The following is a 22,361-nucleotide window of genomic DNA, read 5'->3' as shown; positions in this document are numbered from 1 at the left end:
GCCATAGCGGGTTACCGACTCACATGCTGCATGGCGTTTTGCTCAACCGCCCCGCTTATCTTCTTCGCTCGACTTTCTTGACCAAAGAAGGTCAGTATCGCGATAATGATCGCTACCGTACCGGCAACAATTGCCATCGCCAGTCCATAGTTCTGACCATGATGTTCCGCGATCGTGGCCTGCAAAGTCGCATTAACCGAAGCAATAAGATTACCCAGTTGATACACAAAGCCCGGCAGCACCGCCCGGGTATTCGCTGGAACCAGTTCATTCAGATAGGTCGGGACCACGCCCCAGGCGCCCTGAACCATGAACTGCATCAGGAATGCGCCGATTCCCAACATCAGTGAACCGCTAGCGAATGCCCACAGCGGGATAACCGGTAGCGCCAGCAGCGAGGCGGTTATAATGGCCTTTTTACGACCAATCTTCTCGGAAAGCGAACCGAACAGCACCCCGCCGATGATCGACGCAATATTGTAAGTGACCGCAATAATACTGATCGTTTTCGGATCAAAGCCGTGCTGCACTTTCAAAAATACCGGATACAGGTCCTGGGTGCCGTGGGAGAAGAAGTTGAACGCCGCCATCAGTACCACCAGATAACAGCACAATTTCCAGTGCGTTTTCAGTACCGGCAGTAGCGCCGTGCTCTCCTTTTTCGCCCGTGACGCCAGCCATACCGGGGACTCCTGCACGCAGAACCAGATAAACGGCAACAGCAAAATAGGCGCAGCGCCGATAACAAACATCCCGCGCCAGCCGAGTAAATCAAATAGCAGCCCATAAGCGACGGCGGCAATCAGATAGCCAAACGGATAACCGGCCTGGAAAATTCCTGACATCAGCCCCCGGGAACGATCCGGAATGGTTTCCATTGACAGCGACGACGCCACGCCCCAAATACCGCCCATCGCCACGCCATACAGCACTCTTAAAACCAGAAAAATCGTTAATGACGGCGCCGCGGCGGACAACAGCTCGAATATCGAAAAGAAGATGATATTCAACATCAGGATCGGCTTACGGCCATATTTCTCGGCGAGCCGACCAAAAATGAGCGCGCCGATAGGCCGTACGGCAAGCGTCAGTAATATCGCCAGCGTGACCTTTTCCAGCCCAACGTGAAACGTCTGGGCAATGTCACTCAGTAAGAAGACGAGGAGGAAAAAATCGAAGGCATCAAGTGTCCAGCTTAAGAAGCTGGCAATGGCGGCATTGCGCTGTAGTGAAGTCCAGCCTAACATCGTGTTATCCCTATCCTGGCACAGCGGCCTGGAGATGTAGCAGCTAGCCGAAAGAACATGCAGGGCCAACTGCATATGTAAATGTAAAGTTTCTTAAGTTACCCATATGTTAAATACACCCAACAATCGTATGGCTGCAAGTTAATTAGCATGCTAATTTGTTTCAAATTAAGTATATGTCCCCTGATACCCCGCGCAGGCAGAATGTATAGCATTTGATATACAGCTGTTCTACAATGAGCTGTATACCAATTGCTATACGGGAAAAGAAGATGAAATCAGATATCCAACTCAACATCCGGGCGAAGGAGTCCCAGCGGGCGCTGATTGATGCGGCCGCTGAAATTCTGCATAAATCGCGGACCGACTTTATTCTTGAGATGGCCTGCCAGGCGGCAGAAAACGTCATTCTCGACCGTCGGGTGTTTAACTTAAGCGATGAACAATACGCCGAATTTATCGACATGCTGGATGCGCCGGTTGAAGCTAACCCCGCTCTCGATAAATTGCTGGCGAGAAAACCGCAATGGGAAAAGTAAGCGCGCCGACGCCGCTATCTTCACACCACCAGATTGCGGAATTTTGTTGTGGAGAAACGGTTCTCGATCAATGGCTAAAACAGCGAGGATTGAAAAACCAGGCTCAGGGCGCCGCGAGAACCTTTGTGGTCTGCAAGGAAGATAGCCACCAGGTGGTGGGGTTTTATTCGTTAGCAACCGGCAGCGTTAATCACACGGAAGCCACTGGCGGCCTGCGGCGCAATATGCCCGATCCTATCCCGGTCATCATTCTCGCCCGCCTGGCGATCGACTGCGCTTTTCACGGACAGGGGCTGGGGGCCGATCTACTCCATGATGCGCTCTTACGCAGTTATCGCGTTGCCGAAAATGTTGGCGTACGTGCCCTGATGGTCCATGCTCTGACCGATAGCGCGAAACGATTCTATCTACACCACGGATTCAAAGCCTCAACCACCCAGGAACGCACACTTTTCCTCGCTTTGCCTAAATAACTCCACCTTTCGTCATTTTCTCTACCACACTTATCTTTCAGTTCGGGAACCGCACCAAAGGAAGGATAACGATGAAGAAAGTGGCGATTGTCGGCGTCGGGCCGACCGGGATATATACCTTTCATTCCCTGGTTGAACGGGGTGAGCCGCTGGAGATAGTGCTCTACGAGCAGGGTGAAGAGGCTGGCGTCGGCATGCCTTATAACGATGAGCATAATTCAGCGCAAATGCTGGCGAATATCGCCAGTATCGAAATCCCCCCCATCTATATTATCTATCTGACGTGGCTACAAAATCAGAGCGAAGACTGGCTCACCCGGTATGGCATTGAGCGTGAGGCCTTACATGAGCGGCAGTTTTTACCGCGTGTGATCCTCGGCGACTATTATCGCGATCGGTTTCTCGCGCTGTTAGAGAAAGCAAGGTTAGCGGGGTTCAAAGTTAGCGTGCGCGAGTCCTGCGAGGTGACCGATATCCAGGCAGAACAGGATGGCGTCAAACTGTGGGTTAACCACGCGCCCACAGCGGAACGCGCGGATTTTGCCGTTATCGCCACCGGACATCTTTGGCCGCAGGATGATGATTCCCCCCGCGAATATTATCCCAGTCCCTGGAGCGGCTTGATGCAGGCGCAGATAGCCCCGTGCCGGGTCGGTATCATGGGGACGTCACTCAGCGGCATTGATGCCGCCGTCGCCGTCGTCATTCAGCATGGCCACTTTACGACTGACGAGGATGAGAGCGTCCATTTTCGGCTTAATGACGCCAGCCACAAACTCCACATTACTCTGATGTCGCGAAACGGCATTCTGCCCGAGGCCGATTTCTACTGCCCCATCCCCTATGAACCGCTGGAGATAGTCACCCATCAGGCGCTGGAAGCGGCCATTGCCGAGGGGAGCGAGGGATTGCTGGATCGTGTATTCCAACTTATCGTCAAAGAGCTGGAACTCGCCGCGCCGCACTGGTGCAAGCAGATAGGGTTACGCCAGCTCACCGCGGATACATTCAGCGACGCCTGGTTTGTCGACAGAAAACGCCACGATCCCTTCGCCTGGGCGCAAGCCAATTTGCAGGAAGTGGAACGCAACAAACAGCAACAGCATACCGTGCCGTGGCGGTATACCATTCTGCGATTGCATGAAGTGATTGAGATGATTGCGCCGCATCTTAACGAACGCGATCGTGAACGCTTTAAAACAGGGCTCGCCCGGGTATTTATCGATAATTACGCGGCCATTCCGTCGGAATCGATTCGCCGCCTGCTGGCGTTACGGGAGGCAGGGCTTATTAGTATTCTGCCGCTGGGGTCCGATTATCAACTGGAAGTTCAACCACAACGAACGGTCATCCACCATCACAATCAACGCAGCGAATTTGACGTCTTTATTGACGCCAGAGGCCAAAAGGCGCTGAAGAGTAAAGACATCCCTTTCCCGACGCTGCGCCAGCAGCTTCTCGCCTGTGGTGATGAAATCCCGGATATTGGTGACGATTACACCCTGCAGGCGCCGGCGTGCGCTCGCGGACGCATTGCCTTCGGCGCGCTGCCGTGGTTGATGCATGACCGCCCTTTCGTTCAGGGCCTCGTCGCCAGCGCGGAAATCGGCGCCGCGATGGCGAGAGCGGTTTCACAACAGGCCAGCGGTCGCCGGCGCAAGCTGTGGTTCAGCGATGAGTGGTGATCCATCAGCATGCGAATAACGACGAACAGCGTCTTAAGCGCAACAACGGAAAAGAGGCCGCCATTCAGGCATGCTACAACTAAAGGTCATCAGGCAGCACAACGCTTACGAGGTACTTATGAGTCAACTATTTAGCCCTGCGCGAATTGGCAAACTGGAGCTGGAAAACCGTATTGTCATCGCCCCGATGTGCCAGTACTCCGCGGATAATGGCAAAGCAACCGCCTGGCACCGCATTCATCTCGGTCAACTGGCTTTTTCCGGCGCCGGTTTATTAATTATCGAAGCCAGCGCCGTCGAGCCTGCGGGCCGCATCTCCCCGGCGGACGTCGGCTTGTGGGACGATGAAACCGAAGCCGCCCTGTACCGGGTACTGGAAGATGTTCGCGCCTATTCAGCAACCCGCATCGGTATCCAGCTGGGACATGCCGGGCGCAAAGCTTCCGCCGCTGCACCCTGGCTTGGCGGCGGTCAGTTAGCGCTGGATAACGGCGGATGGCAAACCGTCGCCCCATCCGCGCTGGCATTCCATGACGGCGACCGGGCGCCGAAAGCGCTGAGCCATGACGATCTGGCGCGGCTTAAGCAAGCCTTTGTTGATAGCGCGCGGCGCGCCGAACGCCTGGGAATTGAACTGATAGAGCTGCATGCCGCGCACGGCTATCTGCTGCATCAGTTCCTCTCCCCGTTGAGCAACCAGCGTACAGATGAATACGGCGGTTCGCTGGAGAACCGCTTACGTTTCCCGCTGGAGGTGTTCCAGGCAATACGGGAGGCGGTCAGCGAAAATATCGCCGTCGGCGTGCGACTTTCGGCGACGGACTGGGTGGACGGCGGTTGGGATACCGCGCAATCCATCGTCTTTAGTCAGCAGCTTGAAGCGCTGGGTTGCGACTATATTCACGTTTCCAGCGGCGGATTGTCGCCACAGCAGGCGATTCAGGTCGGTCCTGGCTATCAATTACCGTTCGCCCATGAAATCCGCCAGCAGATCAACGTTCCGGTCATTGGCGTAGGGTTAATCACAGAACCGCAGCAGGCTGAAGATGCCCTGGTAAACGGCGACGCCGATCTGATTGCCATCGCCCGCGCTGCGCTCTACAACCCACACTGGCCGTGGCAGGCTGCGGCTGCTCTGGGGGCACAGGTTAGCGTGCCGCCGCAATATCTGCGCTCGGAGCCGCATGGTCTAAAAGGTACGTTAAAAGCTAATTGCTGAGACTATACGAAGCGAATGATAGCGGCGCATCAGCGCCGCTAGATTACGGCAGGGTTAATCGCGGGTTTGCACCCAGAACGCGTGGATGAGACCAGGAATGTAGCCCAGCAAGGTCAGAATTATATTCAGAATGAATGCCCAGCCGAAACCTTTACCCAGCAGTACGCCCAGCGGCGGCAGGATGATAGTAAATACGATTCTCCAGAAACCCATACACTCTCCATACAAACAAAATTAACGACTTAAAAAAGAGACCTCGTCTCTAAGCATAGTAATTCTACCTGATGCCGCCACGTTAGCCGCCCTTTTTACCCGATTTTACGCATCTTGTAATGACTATTGCGTCAGCGAGTGCAATTCATCCGATGTATGGTTTTGTGAGTTCGATCATGTCCTCCACTACGCATTGTCGTTATCCTTAATTCAACTTGTATGGTAGTAGACTATAAACAACGCGGTAAGGAAAAGTTTTCATGCAAATGACGATGCGCTGGTTTGGGCCAGACGAAGATAAAGTCACTCTTGAACAGATCCGTCAGGTTCCGGGGGTGGAAGGTGTGGTCGGCGCGCTGTACGACGTTCCGGTTGGCGAAGTCTGGCCGCGGGAGAAAATTAAGGCGTTAGTCGAGCAGGCCCACGCTAACGGTCTGACGATGGAAGTTATCGAAAGCGTGAATATTCACGACGCGATTAAAATCGGGCTACCGGAGCGCGATCGCTATATCGCCAACTATCAGCAAACTATCCGTAACCTCGCCGCCTTTGGCGTTAAGGTCATCTGCTACAACTTTATGCCGGTTTTTGACTGGATGAAAACCGACATGAACTACCGGCTGGCGGACGGGTCGCTGACGATGGCTTTTGAAAAAGCCGGCATCGATAAAACGCTGGAACAGGTCGTCTCGGAAGTGCTCAGCAACGCCAACGGCTATGCCCTGCCGGGCTGGGAGCCAGAACGTTTAGCGCAGGTACAGACGCTATTCGACAGCTATAAAGCGGTCGATGATGACAAACTGCGAGAAAATCTGCTCTATTTCCTGGAGAAAATTATCCCGGTCTGCGAAGAGGTCGGCGTGAAAATGGCCATTCATCCTGACGATCCGCCGTATTCTATTTTTGGTCTGCCGCGCATTATTAAAAACCGCGACGACCTCGACTGGTTGTGTCGCGCGGTGGATTCACCGGCAAACGGAATTACCTTATGTACCGGCTCTATTGCCGAGGAGCCGCAAAATAATGTTTATCAAATCCTCGCGGAATTCAGCCAGCGCGGGCGCATTCATTTCGCTCATGTGAGAAATATTAAAATCATAAAAGATAAAGATTTCTACGAATCGGCGCACCCTACCCGCTACGGCTCGCTCGATATGTATCGGGTGATGCAGGCGCTGCACGACAACGGCTTCGACGGCTATATTCGTCCCGATCATGGCCGTTTTATCTGGGGTGAAACCGGCCGCCCGGGATACGGCCTGTACGATCGCGCGCTCGGCGCCACTTACCTGCTGGGATTATGGGAAGCGCTGGAAAACCAGCACGCCTGATCCGCTCTTCACTCAGGTGCCGGAGTTCTCCGGCACTGAAAATATAATAAAATCTCTGTTGGGAGGATGCCATGTCTCCAGCCCTGGCTCTGCTATGGGTGGTGGTCGGTATTGCGCTACTGGTCATCATGAATCTGAAATACAAAGTCCACAATATTTTCGCCTTGTTAATTGCCGGCCTGTTTGTCGCCATTATGGAGGGCGTGCCCCTCGATAAAATCGTCTCGATGGTTCAGCAAGGACTGGGCGGAATAATGGGACACCTGGCGCTGATCATTATATTCGGCGCTATCATCGGCAAATTCATGACTGAATCCGGCGCCAGCCAGCAGATTGCCGATACGGTCATCAGGCGTTGCGGCACCCGTTATCTGGCGGTCGGCTTGATGTTTATCGGCGTCATCTTCGGCATCGCCATGTTTTATGAAGTGGCGTTTTTGATTGCCATGCCGCTGGTTCTCAACATCGCCAGCAAAGCCAATATCCCATGGATGAAACTGGTTATACCGACGGTCGTCGGCGCCACTATGGGCCATAGTTTATTTCCGCCACAGCCGGGGCCGGTTGCATTAGTCAGCGCCTTCCAGGCAGATATTGTCCAGGTTTATCTGTACGGCATTATCGTTATCATCCCGGCGCTGTTCTGTGCGGGGATTTTATTACCCGCCTGGCTTCCGGGCATCCGCGAGATGAAGCTGAATGCCATGATTAAACCACAGGAGGAGAAACCCGCGGAGGCGCTGCCGTCGTTTGCGGTCAGTATTGCTATTCCGCTGATCCCCGCGATATTAATGATTGCGTCTTCGCTGATTCAGTCGCTGTTTGGCGCGACTTCTTCTGCGGCAAAATTCTTTCAGTTTCTCGGCAGCGCGGAAATTAGCATGCTGCTGGCGACCGGCGCCGCAATCTGGCTGCTCGGCTGCCGCCGCGGTATGAATGCCGTTCAGGTTAACCACTGCGTAACGGATTCGGTCGCCAGAATTGCCAACGTCCTGTTCGTCATCAGCGCCGGCGGCATTCTCAAACAGGTTATTATCGATTCCGGCGTCGGCGACCATATCGTCACGATGATGAGCCACGTCCCGCTGTCGCCGTTTATTATCGCCTGGTTGATTACGGCGATTATTCGTATTCTTACCGGCCAGGGCGCCGTGGCGGCAATTACTTCAGCCGGCATTGTTTCGCCGATGGTGACCGCGTTTCACCTTAATCCGGCGCTGATGTGTCTGGCGGTGGCCTGCGGTAGCAATACCATTACTCTGATGTATGACGGCGGGTTTCTGCTATTTAAGGAAACGTTTGGTATCTCGATGCGCGATACCTTTAAGACCTGGGGCTTACTGGAGCTTATCAACTCGGTGGTGGGTCTGTTGATGGTGTTATTACTGAGTCTGTTTATTTCCTGATAAAATACACCGCGGCGAGAATGGTATCGCCGCGGTAGCAGTCCAGTATCTTACTGCTGGCCGGCCGGCGCCTGCTGAGCTGGCGCTTGCTCCGGCGCGATACTCTCTTTTATCTCTTTAGTTTTATTGGCGGCATCGGCGGAAAGCTGGTTGGCTTCAACGATGGCGTTATCTTTAATTTTTCCCGCCTCTTTCATGATCGCATCGCTTTTTTGCTGCGCATCCTGTTTTACCGCATCCGCTTTATTTTTCGCATCCTGGGCAATCGCGTCGGCTTTCTTGTCGGCTTCAGATTTAATACTGCTGGCCTGGTTTTTCAGGCTATCCGCTTCATTATTGGCCTGCGTTTTGATGTCGTCGATCTGCTTATCCGCTTCTTGCTTAATGGCCCGCGCTTTATCGGCGGCCGCATCTTTAATTTGTTCCGCGTTATCTTTGGCCTGATCCAGTTTATTGTCGACTTTCGATGAGTCATCGCAGCCAAACAACGCCAGGCACAATGCAGAGGTAATCAGCGTTTTATTCCACAGTTTCATCAGTATTCCCTTATCGGTCCAGGTGGTAATCCAGTGACGGTCATAGCCTTGCCGTATCGGCATAGTCAATTTATTTATAATCGCTATGCCTGGAGAGTCAAGCTATCGATAATTTTCAGTAATGCTTTGCCGGAAAACGCATAGACAGGTTAAAGACAGCGGCTAATTTGCTTAAAAACAAGGCAAAAAACCGCTATTCCAGCAATCGATACGCCCGGGCGGATAACCTGCTTTCCTTCTGGATGGCTAAAAAGCATCTTATATTCCATTTTGCGCTAAACGGCAGATTTATGTTCTTTAAAATGCCGTTTTTACAGTTCTACCATTCAGCTATCTCGATACGAATGGGTAAATGGTTATGTCACTCTTTCACTCTGTAAGCGACCTGATTGGTCATACCCCGCTGTTACAGCTGCATAAACTGGATACCGGCCCGTGCAGCCTGTTCCTGAAACTGGAAAACCAAAACCCCGGCGGTTCGATAAAGGATCGCGTGGCGTTGTCGATGATTAATGAAGCCGAGCGCCAGGGAAAACTGCGCCCCGGCGGCACCATCATTGAAGCCACCGCCGGTAATACCGGGCTGGGGCTGGCGCTGATTGCCGCCCAGAAAGGCTACAAACTGATCCTGGTGGTACCGGACAAAATGAGCCGCGAGAAAATTTTCCATCTGCGCGCGCTGGGCGCCACCGTGCAGTTAACCCGCTCGGACGTCAACAAAGGCCATCCCGCCTATTATCAGGACTACGCCCGCCGTCTGGCGGAGGAAACGCCGGGCGCGTTTTATATTGACCAGTTCAACAATGAAGCCAACCCGTTGGCTCATGCCACCACTACCGCGCCGGAGCTGTTTGAGCAGCTCGATGGCGATATTGACGCCGTGGTGGTCGGTGTCGGCTCAGGCGGTACCCTGGGCGGTTTGCAGGCGTGGTTTGCGGAGCATTCGCCGAAAACCGAATTTATTCTTGCCGATCCTGCGGGGTCGATTCTGGCGGATCAGGTAGAGACCGGGCAATACGGTGAAACCGGCTCCTGGCTGGTGGAGGGGATCGGCGAAGATTTTATTCCCCCGCTCGCCCATCTGGAGAAAGTACGCAAAGCATGGCGGGTGACCGATCGTGAAGCGTTCGCCACCGCCCGGCAACTGCTGCAGGTGGAAGGTATCCTCGCCGGATCGTCAACGGGCACCCTGCTGACAGCAGCCCTGCGTTACTGCCAGGCGCAGTCCACCGCTAAACGGGTGGTGACCTTCGCCTGCGATAGCGGTAACAAGTACCTGTCGAAAATGTTCAACGATGACTGGATGCGCCAGCAAGGTCTGCTAAGCCGTCCGACGCGCGGCGATCTTAGCGATTTTATTGCCCTGCGTCATGACGAAGGCGCAACCGTCACCGCTGCGCCCGACGATACGCTGGCTGCCGTCCTTGCTCGTATGCGCCTGTACGATTTTTCCCAGCTGCCGGTGCTGGAAAACGGTCACGTGGTAGGCATCGTCGACGAATGGGATCTGATAAGCCACGTCCAGGGCGACAGCCAGCGTTTCGCGCTGCCGGTCAGAGAGGCGATGACCCGCCATGTCGAAACCCTGGATAAGCACGCCCCGGAAAGTGCGCTTAAAGATATCTTCGACCGTGGACACGTCGTGGTCGTCACCGATAACGATCGGTTTATCGGCCTGATCACCCGTAGCGACGTCCTGACCACCTGGCGTAACCGACTGGAACAATAAGGAACGAACATGAAAAACCTACAGACGCTCAGCGTCCATAGCGGCATTTTTAACGACCAGCATGGCGCGGTGATGCCGCCGATTTATGCCACCTCCACCTTTGCCCAGCCCGCGCCGGGTCAGCATACCGGCTATGAATATTCACGTAGTGGTAATCCAACCCGCCACGCGCTGGAGACGGCCATCGCTGAGCTGGAAAGCGGTAGCCGGGGTTTTGCTTTCGCTTCAGGCCTCGCAGCTATTTCCACGGTACTGGAACTGCTGGATAAGGACAGTCATCTGGTAGCGGTAGATGATGTCTATGGCGGCACATACCGACTGATTGAAAATGTTCGCCGTCGTAGTGCCGGGTTACAGGTCACCTGGGTCAAACCTGACGATCTGCCAGGCATCGAAGCCGCAATCCGCCCTGATACACGGATGATTTGGGTAGAAACGCCGACCAATCCGTTATTAAAGCTGGCGGACCTTACCGCCATCGCCGCGATTGCCCGTCGACATAACATTATCAGCGTCACCGATAATACCTTCGCCTCACCGATCATTCATCGCCCTATCGAACTGGGCTTTGATATCGTGGTGCATTCGGCGACCAAATATCTCAACGGCCACTCGGACGTGGTTGCCGGTCTGGCGGTGGTTGGCGACAACCCCGCGCTGGCCGAGAAGCTGGGCTATCTGCAAAACGCCGTCGGCGGCGTACTTGACCCATTCAGCAGCTTCCTGACCCTGCGCGGCATTCGCACCCTGGCTCTACGGGTGGAACGTCATAGCAGCAACGCTCTGCTGCTGGCGGAATGGCTGGAGCAGCAGCCGCAGGTCGAGAAAGTGTGGTTCCCCTGGCTCGCCAGCCATCCTCATCACGATCTGGCTCGCCGACAGATGGCCCTGCCAGGCGGTATGATTTCCGTTGTGGTCAAAGGAGATGATGACTACGCCGGGCGCATCATCAAAAAACTACGGTTATTTACGCTGGCGGAAAGCCTGGGGGGCGTGGAAAGCCTGGTGAGCCAGCCATTCAGCATGACGCACGCCTCCATTCCGCTGGAACAGCGGCTGGCGAATGGCATAACGCCGCGGTTGATCCGACTCTCGGTAGGTATTGAAGATCCGCAAGACCTGATTGCTGACTGGCGAAACGCGTTACGTGAGTAAACGCTAACCCCGCGCACCGCGCGGGGTATCATGAGCTTCAGCAGAAACATACCGCTTTGGCGTTTTCCGTCGGATGATAGGGATCGCTTTTGTGATCGTCGCTATCATCCCGTTTACGTGGGATCTCACCGTGTTTACCCGGCTCTTCGCGCGCCGGGTGTTTACCGCGTTTATCCAGTTCATGGTGATGCGCTCTGCTCATCGTCTGGCTCTCCGGTTAATTGGGCGCCTGTTTGCGCAGCTTATCAACCCGCACCAGCGGCGGCGTCATTTTGCTATCCAGGCTTCCGTTAATGCTCACCAGTTTGTCCGGCTTGATTTCCTGACCATCAAAAACGGCTGCCGGAATAATGGCCGCAATGGTGCCGGTTTTATCACGGAACAGATAGCGGTCGTCGCCTTCATGCTTAATCACATTGCCGCGCAGGGAAATAGTCGCACCGTCGTGCATGGTTTTCGCCTGCTCAATGGTCATAATCCGGCCATCCTCCATACCGCGATAGCCGTCGTCCAGCTGGTGCGGTGGCGGCGGCGCGGCATCGTTTTTAAAACCGCCCTTTTCTTCAGCCCAGACGCCAGCGGTGAGTAACAAACAGAGTGTCGCGATTAGCTTTTTCCTCATTATTTCACCTTTCATGTCAGCAGACTGTTATTAAAGTCTGGCCGCTGATAGCGATTTTAACAACGTCAATAATTCTGATATCAGCTAAAATAACAACGTCGCTATCGCTGCGTTAAATATAAACATCATGCTGGAGCCCAAATAATGGACAATAATCAACAGGATCCGCCAGAGATAAACGAGAATCTACAGGCTCTACGCTTCGAGTATAAGTTCCGGCGCTACGGGGTGGTTTTTCTCGCCATTATTATCATTGCTGCATTATGCGGTTTATTTTCATCTGGCATCCTGAGTTCCGCCCATCATGAGAATTCCGCTTCATCGTTAACGGTAGACTATGACCGTTTTGCCAGACTAATGAGCGAAACCGAAGTCAATATTCAGGTGAAAAACAGTAGCCTCGCTCATACCTCAGTGGATTTTTCACCCACGTTATTAAGCCATTACCAAATTGGCGATATTCGACCGCAGCCCGATAAAATGTACAGCGCTAACGGTCATCTGATCCTGGTTTACAATGAAAATAGCCGTGGCGCGCCGCTTTCAGTGTGGTTATCCATCACGCCAAAAACTTTCGGCAACCTTTCCACGACACTGCAGGCGAATCAGCAACCCGCCGTCACCTTTAACCAATTTGTCTTTCCGTAGGAGCCACAACGATGGAAATGGTGCTCAGAGCCGTCGCAATCTATCTTATCTTATTGATTATTTTTAAAGTTGCTGGCAGAAGAACGCTTATGCAACTCACCAGTTTTGATCTGATTTTACTGCTGATTATCAGTGAGGCCACCCAGCAGGCCATGCTCAGTACCGACTATTCTGTCACCGGTTCAATGCTGACGATTGTCACGCTGGTCAGCGTAGATATTTTATTTGGCTATATTAAGAAACGCTTTTCGCAGGCTGAGAATTATCTTGATGGTTCGCCGACGATCGTCGTAGAAAATGGTGTTGTCGCTGACGATAAAATGAAAATGGTCAATATCTCTGTGGATGACATATTGCTCGCCGCGCGACAGCACCATGGTATATATCAACTTGAGAAGATTAAATTTGCGATCCTCGAACGTAACGGCCAGATTTCAATTATTCCGACCGAAACGTGAGACGTTACTTATCACGTTCCGGTTGTTTATCGCCCGACTCAGGTGCCCGTGTCTGGTCGTCTTCTTCTTATTCAGTAACATAATTAATATACATACCACCTCCAACCTTGCGGCATTGAATTATAAAGGTAGCGTTACCACGAAATTTATCCATTGCCATAATAAATAATGTCGCTTGTTAGCCATAATAAGTACTCTCAGATATTTCCGACCACCAGCCAGCAATGAATCAATAATACTCAATTACTCATGACCAATACACCATGGCGAAATGCCATGTTCAGACCAATCGAGGCGACTATGGCGGTAATGGTTATCACCGGCGGTAGTGCGGGCGCCGGTAAAGCGACGGCGCTACGCTTTGCGAAAGCCGGCTATGACGTGGCGATTATTGCGCGCGATGAAAGTGGGTTACAGGAGGCCGAACACGCATGCCGCCAGTTCGGCGTGCGGACGCAGGTTATCAGCGCTGATGTCGCTGACGCCCGCTCGCTGCGACAGGCCGCGGCAGAAATCGAAACCCAGCTCGGCGCCATTGAGGTGTGGGTCAATAATGCCATGGCCACGGTGTTAGCGCCCTTCCATCTGATGAGTGATGAGGAATTTCGCCGCGTGACGGAGGTGACCTATCTGGGTTATGTCAACGGCACACGCGCCGCGCTGGAGGTCATGAGCCCCAGAAACCGCGGGATAATAATCCAGGTGGGCTCCGCGCTTGCTTGGCGTTCCATCCCTTTGCAATCGGCGTATTGCGGCGCGAAGGCGGCGATTCGCGGATTTACCGATGCAGTGCGAACCGAACTGATGCATCAACGCAGCCGGATCCAATTAACCATGGTGCAACTGCCCGGAATGAATACGACACAGTTTGGTTGGGCAAGGAATAAAATGGATAAAGAGATGCAGCCCGTTCCCCCGGTTTATCAGCCGGAGGTGGCGGCAGAGGCGATTTTCAGCGTCGTTCAGCGCCCCGTTCGCGAATTGTGGGTAGGTAAAAGCACCATTCAATCCATCGTTGGCCAGTTTTTCTTCCCTTCACTACTTGACCGCCTGATGGTTAACAAAGCCTGGGAAGGTCAGCTGACAGCGCAAGCAAAACGTAGCGAAAAGCCAGACGATCTCTATTCTGCCGTGCGGGGCGAGCACAGCTCTCGCGGGACATTTAGCGCCGGCGCTCGCCAGCGTTCATTTAACGTCAGCGCCGATTTGCCTGGTAAAGTCGCATCTGGCGTAGGGATCGCATTTGGACTGATGATATTACGCGGACTACTACGCCGCCCGCGCAAGCGCCGTTAATCGTGCTGGCGGCTAAACCAGCGATAACCGTAATCCCTACGCGTAGCCAAAAACGCACAATATTGTCAATTTCGTCTACCACCGGAGGGTGCACCAGATTGAGATCCGGCTCGTGGCGATAGAACATGTGGCGATAATACTGTCCCGCCTGTTGATCCCAGCGCCAGACGCTCTTTTCGACACCGGGAAACATTGGCGGATCGTCCTGTTTGGGCGGCGAATCGGCCCAGAGATAATATGGCCGGAAAGGAGAATGCCTGTTTTTACGCCCCTCTTGAAACCAGGGATGTTGCGAAGAGTTATGCTGGATAACCAACTCGATGATTACGCGTATCCCCAATTCGCGCGCGTCATCAATCAGTCGAATAACGTCGCTAATTTGCCCAAAACGCGGATCGGGCTGCAGATGATCCTGCACGTCATAACCGTCATTGAGAAATGGGGTCAGATAAAAGGGGGTTAACCACAATACCGTCACCCCAAGGCTACGTAAGTAATAGAGTTTTTGCCTTATCCCGGCCAGATCGCCACAGCCATCACCATTGGCATCATAAAACAGCGAGGTATCAACCTGATAAATTACAGCGTTTTGAAACCACGGTTGGCGAGGCATTATTCCCCCTCGTATCAGTAGAACATCACGAGCGCCAGAAACATACCCGAGGTATAAGCTATTATTTTCTCTGCGCAGGCTTCGGGCGTGTGGCAAGTTTATCTACCATCATTCGCTGCCTCGGGGTCAATGACGGACACTGACAGTGCTCGCTGAAATTTATCTCTAACGTAATCTGCTTTTCCGCCCTCGTTAGAGCCAGCGAGATTTGGTTAATTCGTGACAAGATGGCAAGGAGGCAAGGAGGCGTATCATTTATAAACCTTTTGCCGCTAACGCTTGGCATCAAAACCCGGCGTTTCGGAGCGAATAATATATTGCTCCGTAATATCGGGTATATGATGCAGCAACCATTCGGCCATGCCTCTTTCTTCCGCCAGAATACTTTCTAAATCAGCAATCGAATCATGATCGTTGACCTTTTGCGCGGCGGTTAATAAGGAGGTATAACAGGCGACCTCAAATTGCTCGAAAACGTAGCCGCTGATCAACCCTTTCACCACTTCATCTTGTGGAAACATTCCACCAATAGATTGTCCCATCGCGGCGATTTTACTCATTGAGTCTTTAAGAACAGAGCGGGAAATATTATTGCGCGCAATAATATCATCCAGCACGGTAATTTGCCGACGGGTTTCAAAAAGATGCTGCTCAAGGCGGGTACATAATTCCGGGTAGCTGTCGGTTCGTTTTACCATTGATTCAAGCATTGATTCAGCTTGTTTTTCCATAGCGTGCGCGTCACGCAACCAATCGTGATAATTTTCAATATCAGTCATAACAACCTCTTTATACAAGATGATTACTCTTCAGCCTTATCTTTATTTTCTTCTTCTGCGGCCTGGTCGGCTCGCGCTGCGCTATACCCGGATAAGTGGCCGACAATATTTGCATAAATACTAATAATGATGACCCACAGGACACTGTCTTTCCACCATATTACCGACGGTATAGCCAGTACAAACCACATTATCGCCGCGACGAGATGACACCTTTTTATTACAACCGGACTAAGACTCATTTTTTTGCCTGATGCCTTAGATAGGATTAAGCGGACTGTTGGGCATCCTGATTGACGTGTCCAACGGCGATGTACGTTAATTTCATATCAGCGTCTTTTTCTTCTTCCAGCGTTTCCGCCAGCAGTTTCACCGCGGCTTTATAGCCGAGCTGCTCTGCCAGCGTACACAGCGTACACAGCGTACCGTAGGCCGCAATTTCATAGTGTTCAACTTTCTGCGCGGCGGCTATCAGCGCAGCATCGCGGATCTCGTTCTTTTCCGTCGCTTCGATCACTTCGTTGGCCTCTTCGATAAGCCCTTCCATCGCCACGCACTTCATCCGTTTCAGGCGAATTTGATCATTTTGTTCGAGGAGTTTATCGATACGTTCTATATGGCCCTGCGTTTCCTCGAGGTGAGCGCTGAATGCGGTTTGTAGCTCTTCACATGCGCTGGCGCGGGATAGTTTAGCCAGCGCGCGGGTTAACTGTTTTTCCGCGCTATAGGTATCCGATAATAAATGGGTAAAAATATCTTCAATGGTTTTAATTTTCATAAATCACACCTTTTCAAAACTGCGGGTCGGATGACCCGCAGGGTATTTTTAACAGCAGTTTCCAGATCAAATCATTTATATTCACAAACTAACTATCACCGGATTTACGGCCGCCGCCATGGCTGTTTTTACCGCCTTTTTTACCGGCTTCGGATGCACGTTCCGGGTCATTTTTAAAATTCCCGCCGCTGTGCTGACCGCCTTTACGTCCGGCCTCAGATGCTTTATCCCGGTCTTCTGCGAAATTACCTGAACCGCCTCTATGTTCTGCCATAATGGTTACCTTTTAGCTCGGTTAGTTAATGATGATTTATCGGTCTAAATCATCGCCGTCGAAAACTAAGCATGGCGTAACCACTAAAAAAAGCAATTCACTAATAATTAAATAAAAGCCACCACAAAATTAATTAAACAATAAATAGCGAAGCCGCAAAATAACAACTTAGCGGCATAAGGTGATATTTTATGAGAGAAATAAACGCAACCGCAGGATAAATAAAAAACTATCCCGTCGAGATAAAAAGTGTAATGTAAAAAATGTTAAAGATTATAATTCGAAACATTTCATCATTGAATAATCCTAAAAACCACAGCAAAGAAATCAGTTTGCAAAACCTCTTATATCAAACAGTTGCCTCGTAAAAACCGGGAATATATCTATTTAGACTCCAGCTGTATTTTTAAAAACTTCCGCATGTCTTCTATCATTACTCTTTTCTGTGAAGGAGATTGCTATGGATAATGACAAACTGCGTACCAACCATTGGCCACAACCCCCTTTCCCCGATCAACCGCAAACGCCTCCCGGCCTGGCCGCTGAAATGGAACCCACACCGGATCATGGTGAAGTCAGCTATAGCGGTTCAGGACGGCTACAGGGTAAGAAAGCGCTGATTACCGGCGGAGATTCCGGGATTGGTCGCGCCGTGGCCATCGCCTTTGCCCGCGAGGGCGCGGATGTTGCCATTAACTATCTGCCGGAAGAACAGAGCGATGCGGACGCCGTCATCGCGCTTATCAAAGCGGAAGGCCGTACCGCGGTGGCGATACCGGGCGATATTCGCGTGGAATCCTTCTGTGAAACGCTGGTGGAAAAAGCGGTAAGCGGTCTTGGCGGTTTGGATATTGTTGTGAATAATGCAGGACGTCAGCAATACTGTGAAAAAATTGAGCAACTCACCACCGCCGATTTCGATGCTACTTTCAAAACCAACGTCTATGCGCCGTTCTGGATAACCAAAGCCGCGCTACCGCACCTCAAAGCCCAAAGCGTGATTATCAACACCTCTTCGGTCCAGGCTTTTAAACCGAGCCCAATTCTGCTGGATTACGCCCAGACCAAAGCCTGCCTGGTGGCATTCACCAAATCGCTGGCCAAGCAGTTAGGGCCGCGTGGGATCCGGGTCAATGCAGTCGCTCCCGGCCCGTACTGGACGGTGCTGCAGTCAAGCGGCGGACAGCCGGCAGAAAAAGTGCAAAACTTCGGCGGCGATACGCCGCTGGGGCGGCCAGGGCAACCCGTTGAGATCGCCCCGCTGTATGTCACCCTCGCCTCTGATGCCTGCTCGTATGCCTCCGGCCAGGTCTGGTGTTCTGACGGCGGTGACGGCGTACTTTAATGATGGAATGCCGGCAGCACCAGTTCGCCAATCTCCTGCATCGTCTCGGCCAGCGGACGCTGGTTACGGCGGAAATGCAGGCCGATATGGTTCACGCCGGCATCGCGCATCGCATTCAATTCCTGAATGAGACCATGGCGGCCGCTGCTGATGCCAAAACGATGGCGCTGAATAGCCGAATTGGGGGCATCTTGCAGATCCAGATGGATGAAGCTGATATAGGGTTTCTCGCCCGCTACCCGGCGCCACAGCCTGACGCGGCTAACGTGCTCGTCAGGCTGACCTGGATAGGCGAGCCAGCCATCCATGTTACTGCCTACCCATTGCGCCGTTTGTTGCGCCAAACCAGCAACCAGCAGCGGCGGAGTCGGTTTGGCTGGCAATAACTGCAGGCCCGGCTCCAGTTGACGATCGGTCTCCCCCTTCAGCACGCTCACGCCGTGACGGAAACGCTCGCCACGGCTGGCGTAGTCTTCACCAAATAGCGGGTATTCGACCGGCCTGTCGCCGCTGGCGATGCCCAATAGCAGCCGGTCGCCGCTGAGCGCCTGCACCGTGGCGGCGGCTTTACGTACTAGCCATGGCTGACGTAGCGGCAACACAACCGCCGCCGTGCCCAGTAAAATATTTTGCGTCAGGCTCGATAAATAGCCGAGGTAGGTAAAGGCTTCAAAGACGTTAGCCGCATCGCCAAACTGCGGATCGTACAGCGGAACATCGCGGATCCAGGCGGCGCGAAAACCGAGCGTATCCGCCAGTTTAATGCGCTCCGCGTGCTCGCTCATATCCGGCACGCCAAACGGTCGCCCGTCGCGCTGCCGTTTTAGCTGTCCGCTTGTTGACCAGTCATTGTCCAGCGGCAGTTCAACGCCAATCGTTAGCGGCTGCTGGGTTAATTTTTCGATGCTCATAGGTCACTCCGTCAACCGCCGGGCGGTATCACGTTGAAAATATGAGCAAAGTGTTTCATGGAATGCTATTGCAATAAACAGCACTAATCGCAATAGATAATTGCTATTTATGGAATTATCTTGAGTTCTGATTTTGTTTAAATGGATAGCTCACCAACACCAGAGGAAGAAACAATGATAAAAACCGACGCCTGGCTGTGGAAAAAGCACGCCTCCCCGCTTCTGCTCGAACGCCATGAGAAAACGTTAGTCACACCCGCTGACGATCAGGTGCTGATCGAGAACCGCGCCATTGGCCTTAATCCGGTCGACTGGAAGCTGATGGCCGGTCTCTCCGACGCCTGGCAGGAGGATCAGATCCCCGGCGTCGACGGCATGGGGGTGATTACCGCCGTTGGCCGCAACGCCCGCCACCTTCGTCCCGGCACGCGTGTGATGTATCACACTGACCTGCGTTTTGACGGTAGCTTTGCCCGCCATACGTTAGTCAGCGCCCAGGCGGTGATTGCGGTTCCCGACCACATCAGCGACCTCACCGCTGCGGCGCTACCCTGCCCTGGTCTGACGGCGTGGCAGGCAGCGCAAAAGATCCCCCTTCCGGCTGGCGAGAATGTACTGGTCAGCGGCGGCGGCGGCGCTGCCGGCAGTCTGTTAAGCCAGTTACTGATTGAGAGCGGCGCTAACGTCTACGTCACGGCCAGCGCCACACATCACGCGAAACTGCTGGCTCGCGGGGTGATTCAGGCCTTTGATTATCACCATACCTCGTGGCCGCAGGAGTTAAAACGCGCGCTGGCGGGTAAATCGCTGTATGCCGCTTTCGATACCGTAAACCAGCAAAATGCCCTTTCGCTTGCCGGGTTGCTCGGCTACTACGGCCATCTGGTCTGTATACAGGACCGGCTCGAGCACGCGCCGCTACCCGCGTTTACTACCAGTATCTCACTACATGAGGTCGCGCTGGCGGCAATCCATCCTTACGGTACCCAGAGACAGTGGAGTCGATTACGTCAGGCCGGGGAAAGCATGCTGCAGCAGATCGGCCGCGGCGAACTGGTGATGCCGCCGATAGAAAGCGTCAGCTTCGACGAGATCCCGCAGGCGCTGGAAAGGCTAAAACAGAACAATAACGGTATTAAGTACGTAGCGGTGCTGTAATATCCATCAGCACGATGAAAAACCTCAATCCCAAAAACCGGGTAATCGATGCCAAATCCAACGGGCCCTTTCCGCTGGATGAGGCATCCATCGCTTCGCGTCCTTAGATTGGTCTGGTGCAGGATGGTCACAATGAACTGATATTCAGCAGAGTGAATAGCAAAAATATACCAGCTAGATCGCCGACTAATAGTCACACACATCGATTAAAAACTCAGATTGAAAGAATCAAAAAAAGGAGTAACGTTAAAAAAACATTAACAAAGAGGTGCAAAATGTTACGCGATTATTTAAAACTGGATTCTGAAGACCAATTAGTTGAACAACAAAGCGGTCATCAACCTAGCCAGCAGTATACCGAAGTGACTGAGTGGGTGATCCTCAATAAAGAGGGTAAGAAAAAAGGCCGCGTCTCCCTGTTTGATAAATTTAATACTCGTCGCTCGTGGAACGTTAATTTTCGTATTACCCAGTTTGATAACAGCGGTAAAGTTATCGTTGACCAACTGACAGACGCTATTTAACAGAATAATTAATAACATAGCGCCCAATCTGTGATGGAAGCCACCTGACAAAACGCTGAGGCCAGCAACCGCATTCATGCGGGAAAGCATACATAGTTTTCAACTCATCAATTAGCCGCTCGTTTTATAATAATAAAATGAGTACTCGCTGCGCCTGAAGAAAAATAAACGCGCCAGTTGGCGCGTTTAATCATTAATTGTTACTGACCGGCGGCGTCACCCTGACGCCAATAAAGACAATCAGCATGGCGCTTAATAATAACAGCCCGCTGCCGGTAAATACGCCGCTGGCGCCGCTGATATCAAATATTGCCCCACCGCCGGCAGCCCCGGCGCTAATGGCCAACTGGATCGCCGCGACTAATAATCCCCCTGCGCTTTCCGCTTCATCCGGTACCGTGGTGGCAAGCCAGGTTGACCAGGCCACCGGCACCAGGCCGAATGCAAATCCCCACAGGGCGACCAACAGACCATCGAGTAGCGCAATATGACCATACAGCACCATCATCAGCGCCAGCACGCTCATCGCCAGTGGAACCAGCGCCAGCGTCATCCGCAAACTGCGCGCCAGCAGATGCCCGGCAAGCGAGGTGCCAATAAAGTTGGCCACGCCGAACCCCAGCAATATCAACGATACCCCTTCTACGCTTGCCAGCGCCACGGTTTCGAGAAATGGCCGCAGATAGGTAAAGAAAGCGAAGTGGCCGCCAAAAATCAAAATTGAAGCCAGCAGACCGCCAACCATTCCCGGCCGCCGCAGTACCTTAAAGAGCGTACTAAAGCTGCCAGCGCTCTCCGGGCGCATCGACGGCAGTACCCATAGCTGCCACAGTAGCGCGACCAGGCTCGGTACGGCGCAGATGATAAAGACGTTACGCCAGCCAATGAGCGCGCCCAGGTAGCTACCCAGCGGCGCCGCCACTACGGTGGCAATCGACACCGCCGAGAAGATAATCGCCAGCGCTTTCGGCACCATCGCCGCCGGTACCAGCCGCATCGCCGTCGCCGTCGACATCGCCCAGAAGCCGCCGATAGCGATGCCAAGCAGCAGGCGTCCCAGCAGCAGGAACTCCAGTGAACCGGCAAAGGCCACGATCAGACTGGAGATGATTTGCAATACGGAAAAGAACATCAGCACCCAACGCCGGTCGATATTGCGGGTTGCACAGGTAATCAACAACCCCGTCACCAGAGCGATTAACGCCGTGGCGGTCACCGCCTGTCCGGCCATCCCTTCACTCACGCCAAGGCTGCTGGCCATTGGCGTCAGTAAACTGGCTGGTAGAAATTCAGCGACGATCAGGCCGAAGACCCCCAGCGCCAGCGCATACACGGCGCGCCACGCCGGACGGGCGTTAACTGCGCTCTCTTCAGCGACAATGCAAGAACTCATATACATCTCTCCAGAATCATTAACATTCG

25 protein-coding genes and 1 pseudogene are annotated in these 22,361 nt (G+C 53.0%); 14 read left to right on the top strand and 12 right to left on the bottom strand.

Annotated features, from left to right (window positions below; all coding sequences use genetic code 11):
• Nucleotides 1-11: 11 nt before the first annotated feature.
• A complete protein-coding gene (locus PGR09_RS05775) occupies nt 12-1,247 on the bottom strand; it encodes an MFS transporter (RefSeq protein WP_047067471.1) in 1,236 nt (411 codons plus the stop codon).
• A gap of 272 nt (nt 1,248-1,519) precedes the next feature.
• Here PGR09_RS05775 and PGR09_RS05770 point away from each other — a divergent pair, with 272 nt between their 5' ends.
• The 4 genes from PGR09_RS05770 to PGR09_RS05755 all read left to right on the top strand — a co-directional run bounded on the left by PGR09_RS05770 (nt 1,520) and on the right by PGR09_RS05755 (nt 5,163).
• Complete coding sequence (locus PGR09_RS05770) at nt 1,520-1,786, top strand: DUF1778 domain-containing protein (RefSeq protein WP_015705366.1); 267 nt, start codon at nt 1,520-1,522, stop codon at nt 1,784-1,786.
• Nucleotides 1,774-2,259, top strand: coding sequence for a GNAT family N-acetyltransferase (locus tag PGR09_RS05765; RefSeq protein WP_047048257.1), 486 nt, complete (start codon nt 1,774-1,776; stop codon nt 2,257-2,259). Before PGR09_RS05770 ends, PGR09_RS05765 begins: the two co-directional genes overlap by 13 nt.
• A 71-nt stretch (nt 2,260-2,330) precedes the next feature.
• Nucleotides 2,331-3,944, top strand: coding sequence for an FAD-NAD(P)-binding protein (locus tag PGR09_RS05760; protein ID WP_430915892.1), 1,614 nt, complete (start codon nt 2,331-2,333; stop codon nt 3,942-3,944).
• A gap of 118 nt (nt 3,945-4,062) precedes the next feature.
• The gene (locus tag PGR09_RS05755; protein ID WP_315710398.1) at nt 4,063-5,163 is read left to right on the top strand and encodes an NADH:flavin oxidoreductase/NADH oxidase; all 1,101 of its coding nucleotides are present in this window, start codon (nt 4,063-4,065) and stop codon (nt 5,161-5,163) included.
• Nucleotides 5,164-5,217: 54 nt separating this feature from the next.
• Here PGR09_RS05755 and PGR09_RS05750 read toward each other — a convergent pair whose 3' ends face one another.
• On the bottom strand, nt 5,218-5,376 hold the full coding sequence (locus PGR09_RS05750; RefSeq protein ID WP_002903230.1) for a YqaE/Pmp3 family membrane protein: 159 nt from the start codon (nt 5,374-5,376) through the stop codon (nt 5,218-5,220).
• A gap of 260 nt (nt 5,377-5,636) precedes the next feature.
• Between PGR09_RS05750 and uxuA the strand changes: the two genes are divergently transcribed.
• Together uxuA and PGR09_RS05740 are read left to right on the top strand one after the other, a co-directional pair.
• A complete protein-coding gene (gene uxuA, locus PGR09_RS05745) occupies nt 5,637-6,707 on the top strand; it encodes a mannonate dehydratase (RefSeq protein ID WP_045394436.1) in 1,071 nt (356 codons plus the stop codon).
• A 71-nt stretch (nt 6,708-6,778) separates the two neighbouring features.
• Nucleotides 6,779-8,113: a gluconate:H+ symporter gene (locus PGR09_RS05740; protein WP_045394438.1), complete on the top strand. Its 1,335-nt coding sequence runs from the start codon at nt 6,779-6,781 to the stop codon at nt 8,111-8,113.
• A gap of 50 nt (nt 8,114-8,163) precedes the next feature.
• Here the strand turns inward: PGR09_RS05740 and PGR09_RS05735 are convergent, their stop codons facing one another.
• The gene (locus tag PGR09_RS05735; RefSeq protein ID WP_045366309.1) at nt 8,164-8,649 is read right to left on the bottom strand and encodes a hypothetical protein; all 486 of its coding nucleotides are present in this window, start codon (nt 8,647-8,649) and stop codon (nt 8,164-8,166) included.
• 352 nt (nt 8,650-9,001) lie between these two features.
• Here PGR09_RS05735 and PGR09_RS05730 point away from each other — a divergent pair, with 352 nt between their 5' ends.
• Together PGR09_RS05730 and PGR09_RS05725 are read left to right on the top strand one after the other, a co-directional pair.
• On the top strand, nt 9,002-10,378 hold the full coding sequence (locus PGR09_RS05730; protein ID WP_165430647.1) for a pyridoxal-phosphate dependent enzyme: 1,377 nt from the start codon (nt 9,002-9,004) through the stop codon (nt 10,376-10,378).
• A gap of 9 nt (nt 10,379-10,387) precedes the next feature.
• Nucleotides 10,388-11,533 (top strand): trans-sulfuration enzyme family protein, encoded by a 1,146-nt coding sequence (locus PGR09_RS05725; RefSeq protein ID WP_430915891.1) that lies wholly within the window; start codon nt 10,388-10,390, stop codon nt 11,531-11,533.
• Nucleotides 11,534-11,570: 37 nt separating this feature from the next.
• Here PGR09_RS05725 and PGR09_RS05720 read toward each other — a convergent pair whose 3' ends face one another.
• Both PGR09_RS05720 and PGR09_RS05715 read right to left on the bottom strand, forming a co-directional pair.
• A complete protein-coding gene (locus tag PGR09_RS05720) occupies nt 11,571-11,735 on the bottom strand; it encodes a hypothetical protein (RefSeq protein WP_074165369.1) in 165 nt (54 codons plus the stop codon).
• A 15-nt stretch (nt 11,736-11,750) separates the two neighbouring features.
• Nucleotides 11,751-12,155, bottom strand: coding sequence for a YdeI family stress tolerance OB fold protein (locus PGR09_RS05715; RefSeq protein WP_087860740.1), 405 nt, complete (start codon nt 12,153-12,155; stop codon nt 11,751-11,753).
• A gap of 144 nt (nt 12,156-12,299) precedes the next feature.
• Between PGR09_RS05715 and PGR09_RS05710 the strand changes: the two genes are divergently transcribed.
• The 3 genes from PGR09_RS05710 to PGR09_RS05700 all read left to right on the top strand — a co-directional run bounded on the left by PGR09_RS05710 (nt 12,300) and on the right by PGR09_RS05700 (nt 14,557).
• On the top strand, nt 12,300-12,803 hold the full coding sequence (locus PGR09_RS05710) for a hypothetical protein (protein WP_430915890.1): 504 nt from the start codon (nt 12,300-12,302) through the stop codon (nt 12,801-12,803).
• Nucleotides 12,804-12,814: 11 nt separating this feature from the next.
• Nucleotides 12,815-13,261 carry a DUF421 domain-containing protein gene (locus tag PGR09_RS05705; protein ID WP_045394445.1) on the top strand — a complete coding sequence of 149 codons (447 nt, stop codon included), beginning with the start codon at nt 12,815-12,817 and terminating at the stop codon, nt 13,259-13,261.
• 249 nt (nt 13,262-13,510) lie between these two features.
• Entirely contained in the window at nt 13,511-14,557 is a 1,047-nt protein-coding gene (locus PGR09_RS05700) for an SDR family oxidoreductase (protein WP_430915889.1), read from the top strand.
• Nucleotides 14,558-14,585: 28 nt separating this feature from the next.
• Here the strand turns inward: PGR09_RS05700 and PGR09_RS05695 are convergent.
• The 5 genes and pseudogenes from PGR09_RS05695 to PGR09_RS05675 form a co-directional block, all read right to left on the bottom strand.
• A pseudogene (locus PGR09_RS05695) lies at nt 14,586-15,170 on the bottom strand (alpha-amylase family glycosyl hydrolase); the annotation flags it as partial.
• A gap of 272 nt (nt 15,171-15,442) precedes the next feature.
• A complete protein-coding gene (locus tag PGR09_RS05690) occupies nt 15,443-15,949 on the bottom strand; it encodes a ferritin-like domain-containing protein (RefSeq protein WP_430915888.1) in 507 nt (168 codons plus the stop codon).
• Between the two features lie 23 nt (nt 15,950-15,972).
• Nucleotides 15,973-16,191: a hypothetical protein gene (locus PGR09_RS05685; RefSeq protein ID WP_047079206.1), complete on the bottom strand. Its 219-nt coding sequence runs from the start codon at nt 16,189-16,191 to the stop codon at nt 15,973-15,975.
• A 26-nt stretch (nt 16,192-16,217) separates the two neighbouring features.
• A complete protein-coding gene (locus PGR09_RS05680) occupies nt 16,218-16,727 on the bottom strand; it encodes a ferritin-like domain-containing protein (protein ID WP_430915887.1) in 510 nt (169 codons plus the stop codon).
• An 88-nt stretch (nt 16,728-16,815) separates the two neighbouring features.
• On the bottom strand, nt 16,816-17,001 hold the full coding sequence (locus PGR09_RS05675) for a general stress protein (RefSeq protein WP_045394453.1): 186 nt from the start codon (nt 16,999-17,001) through the stop codon (nt 16,816-16,818).
• Nucleotides 17,002-17,461: 460 nt separating this feature from the next.
• Between PGR09_RS05675 and PGR09_RS05670 the strand changes: the two genes are divergently transcribed.
• Nucleotides 17,462-18,346, top strand: a complete 885-nt coding sequence (locus tag PGR09_RS05670) for an SDR family oxidoreductase (protein WP_015366683.1) — start codon at nt 17,462-17,464, stop codon at nt 18,344-18,346.
• Here PGR09_RS05670 and PGR09_RS05665 read toward each other — a convergent pair.
• The gene (locus PGR09_RS05665; RefSeq protein ID WP_047079208.1) at nt 18,343-19,257 is read right to left on the bottom strand and encodes a TIGR03571 family LLM class oxidoreductase; all 915 of its coding nucleotides are present in this window, start codon (nt 19,255-19,257) and stop codon (nt 18,343-18,345) included. The two genes, PGR09_RS05670 and PGR09_RS05665, sit on opposite strands and share 4 nt — an antisense overlap.
• 174 nt (nt 19,258-19,431) lie before the next feature.
• Between PGR09_RS05665 and PGR09_RS05660 the strand changes: the two genes are divergently transcribed.
• Entirely contained in the window at nt 19,432-20,415 is a 984-nt protein-coding gene (locus PGR09_RS05660) for an alcohol dehydrogenase catalytic domain-containing protein (protein ID WP_063415253.1), read from the top strand.
• 275 nt (nt 20,416-20,690) lie between these two features.
• Nucleotides 20,691-20,939 carry a hypothetical protein gene (locus PGR09_RS05655; protein WP_015366686.1) on the top strand — a complete coding sequence of 83 codons (249 nt, stop codon included), beginning with the start codon at nt 20,691-20,693 and terminating at the stop codon, nt 20,937-20,939.
• 193 nt (nt 20,940-21,132) lie between these two features.
• Here the strand turns inward: PGR09_RS05655 and PGR09_RS05650 are convergent, their stop codons facing one another.
• Nucleotides 21,133-22,332 carry an MFS transporter gene (locus PGR09_RS05650; protein WP_430915886.1) on the bottom strand — a complete coding sequence of 400 codons (1,200 nt, stop codon included), beginning with the start codon at nt 22,330-22,332 and terminating at the stop codon, nt 21,133-21,135.
• Nucleotides 22,333-22,361: the final 29 nt, after the last annotated feature.

This window comes from Klebsiella sp. 141251, assembly GCF_050600725.1.
Lineage (GTDB): Bacteria > Pseudomonadota > Gammaproteobacteria > Enterobacterales > Enterobacteriaceae > Klebsiella > Klebsiella aerogenes.
The sequence above is the reverse complement of the archived record's forward strand: the minus strand, read 5'-3'. Positions and strand labels throughout refer to the sequence as shown.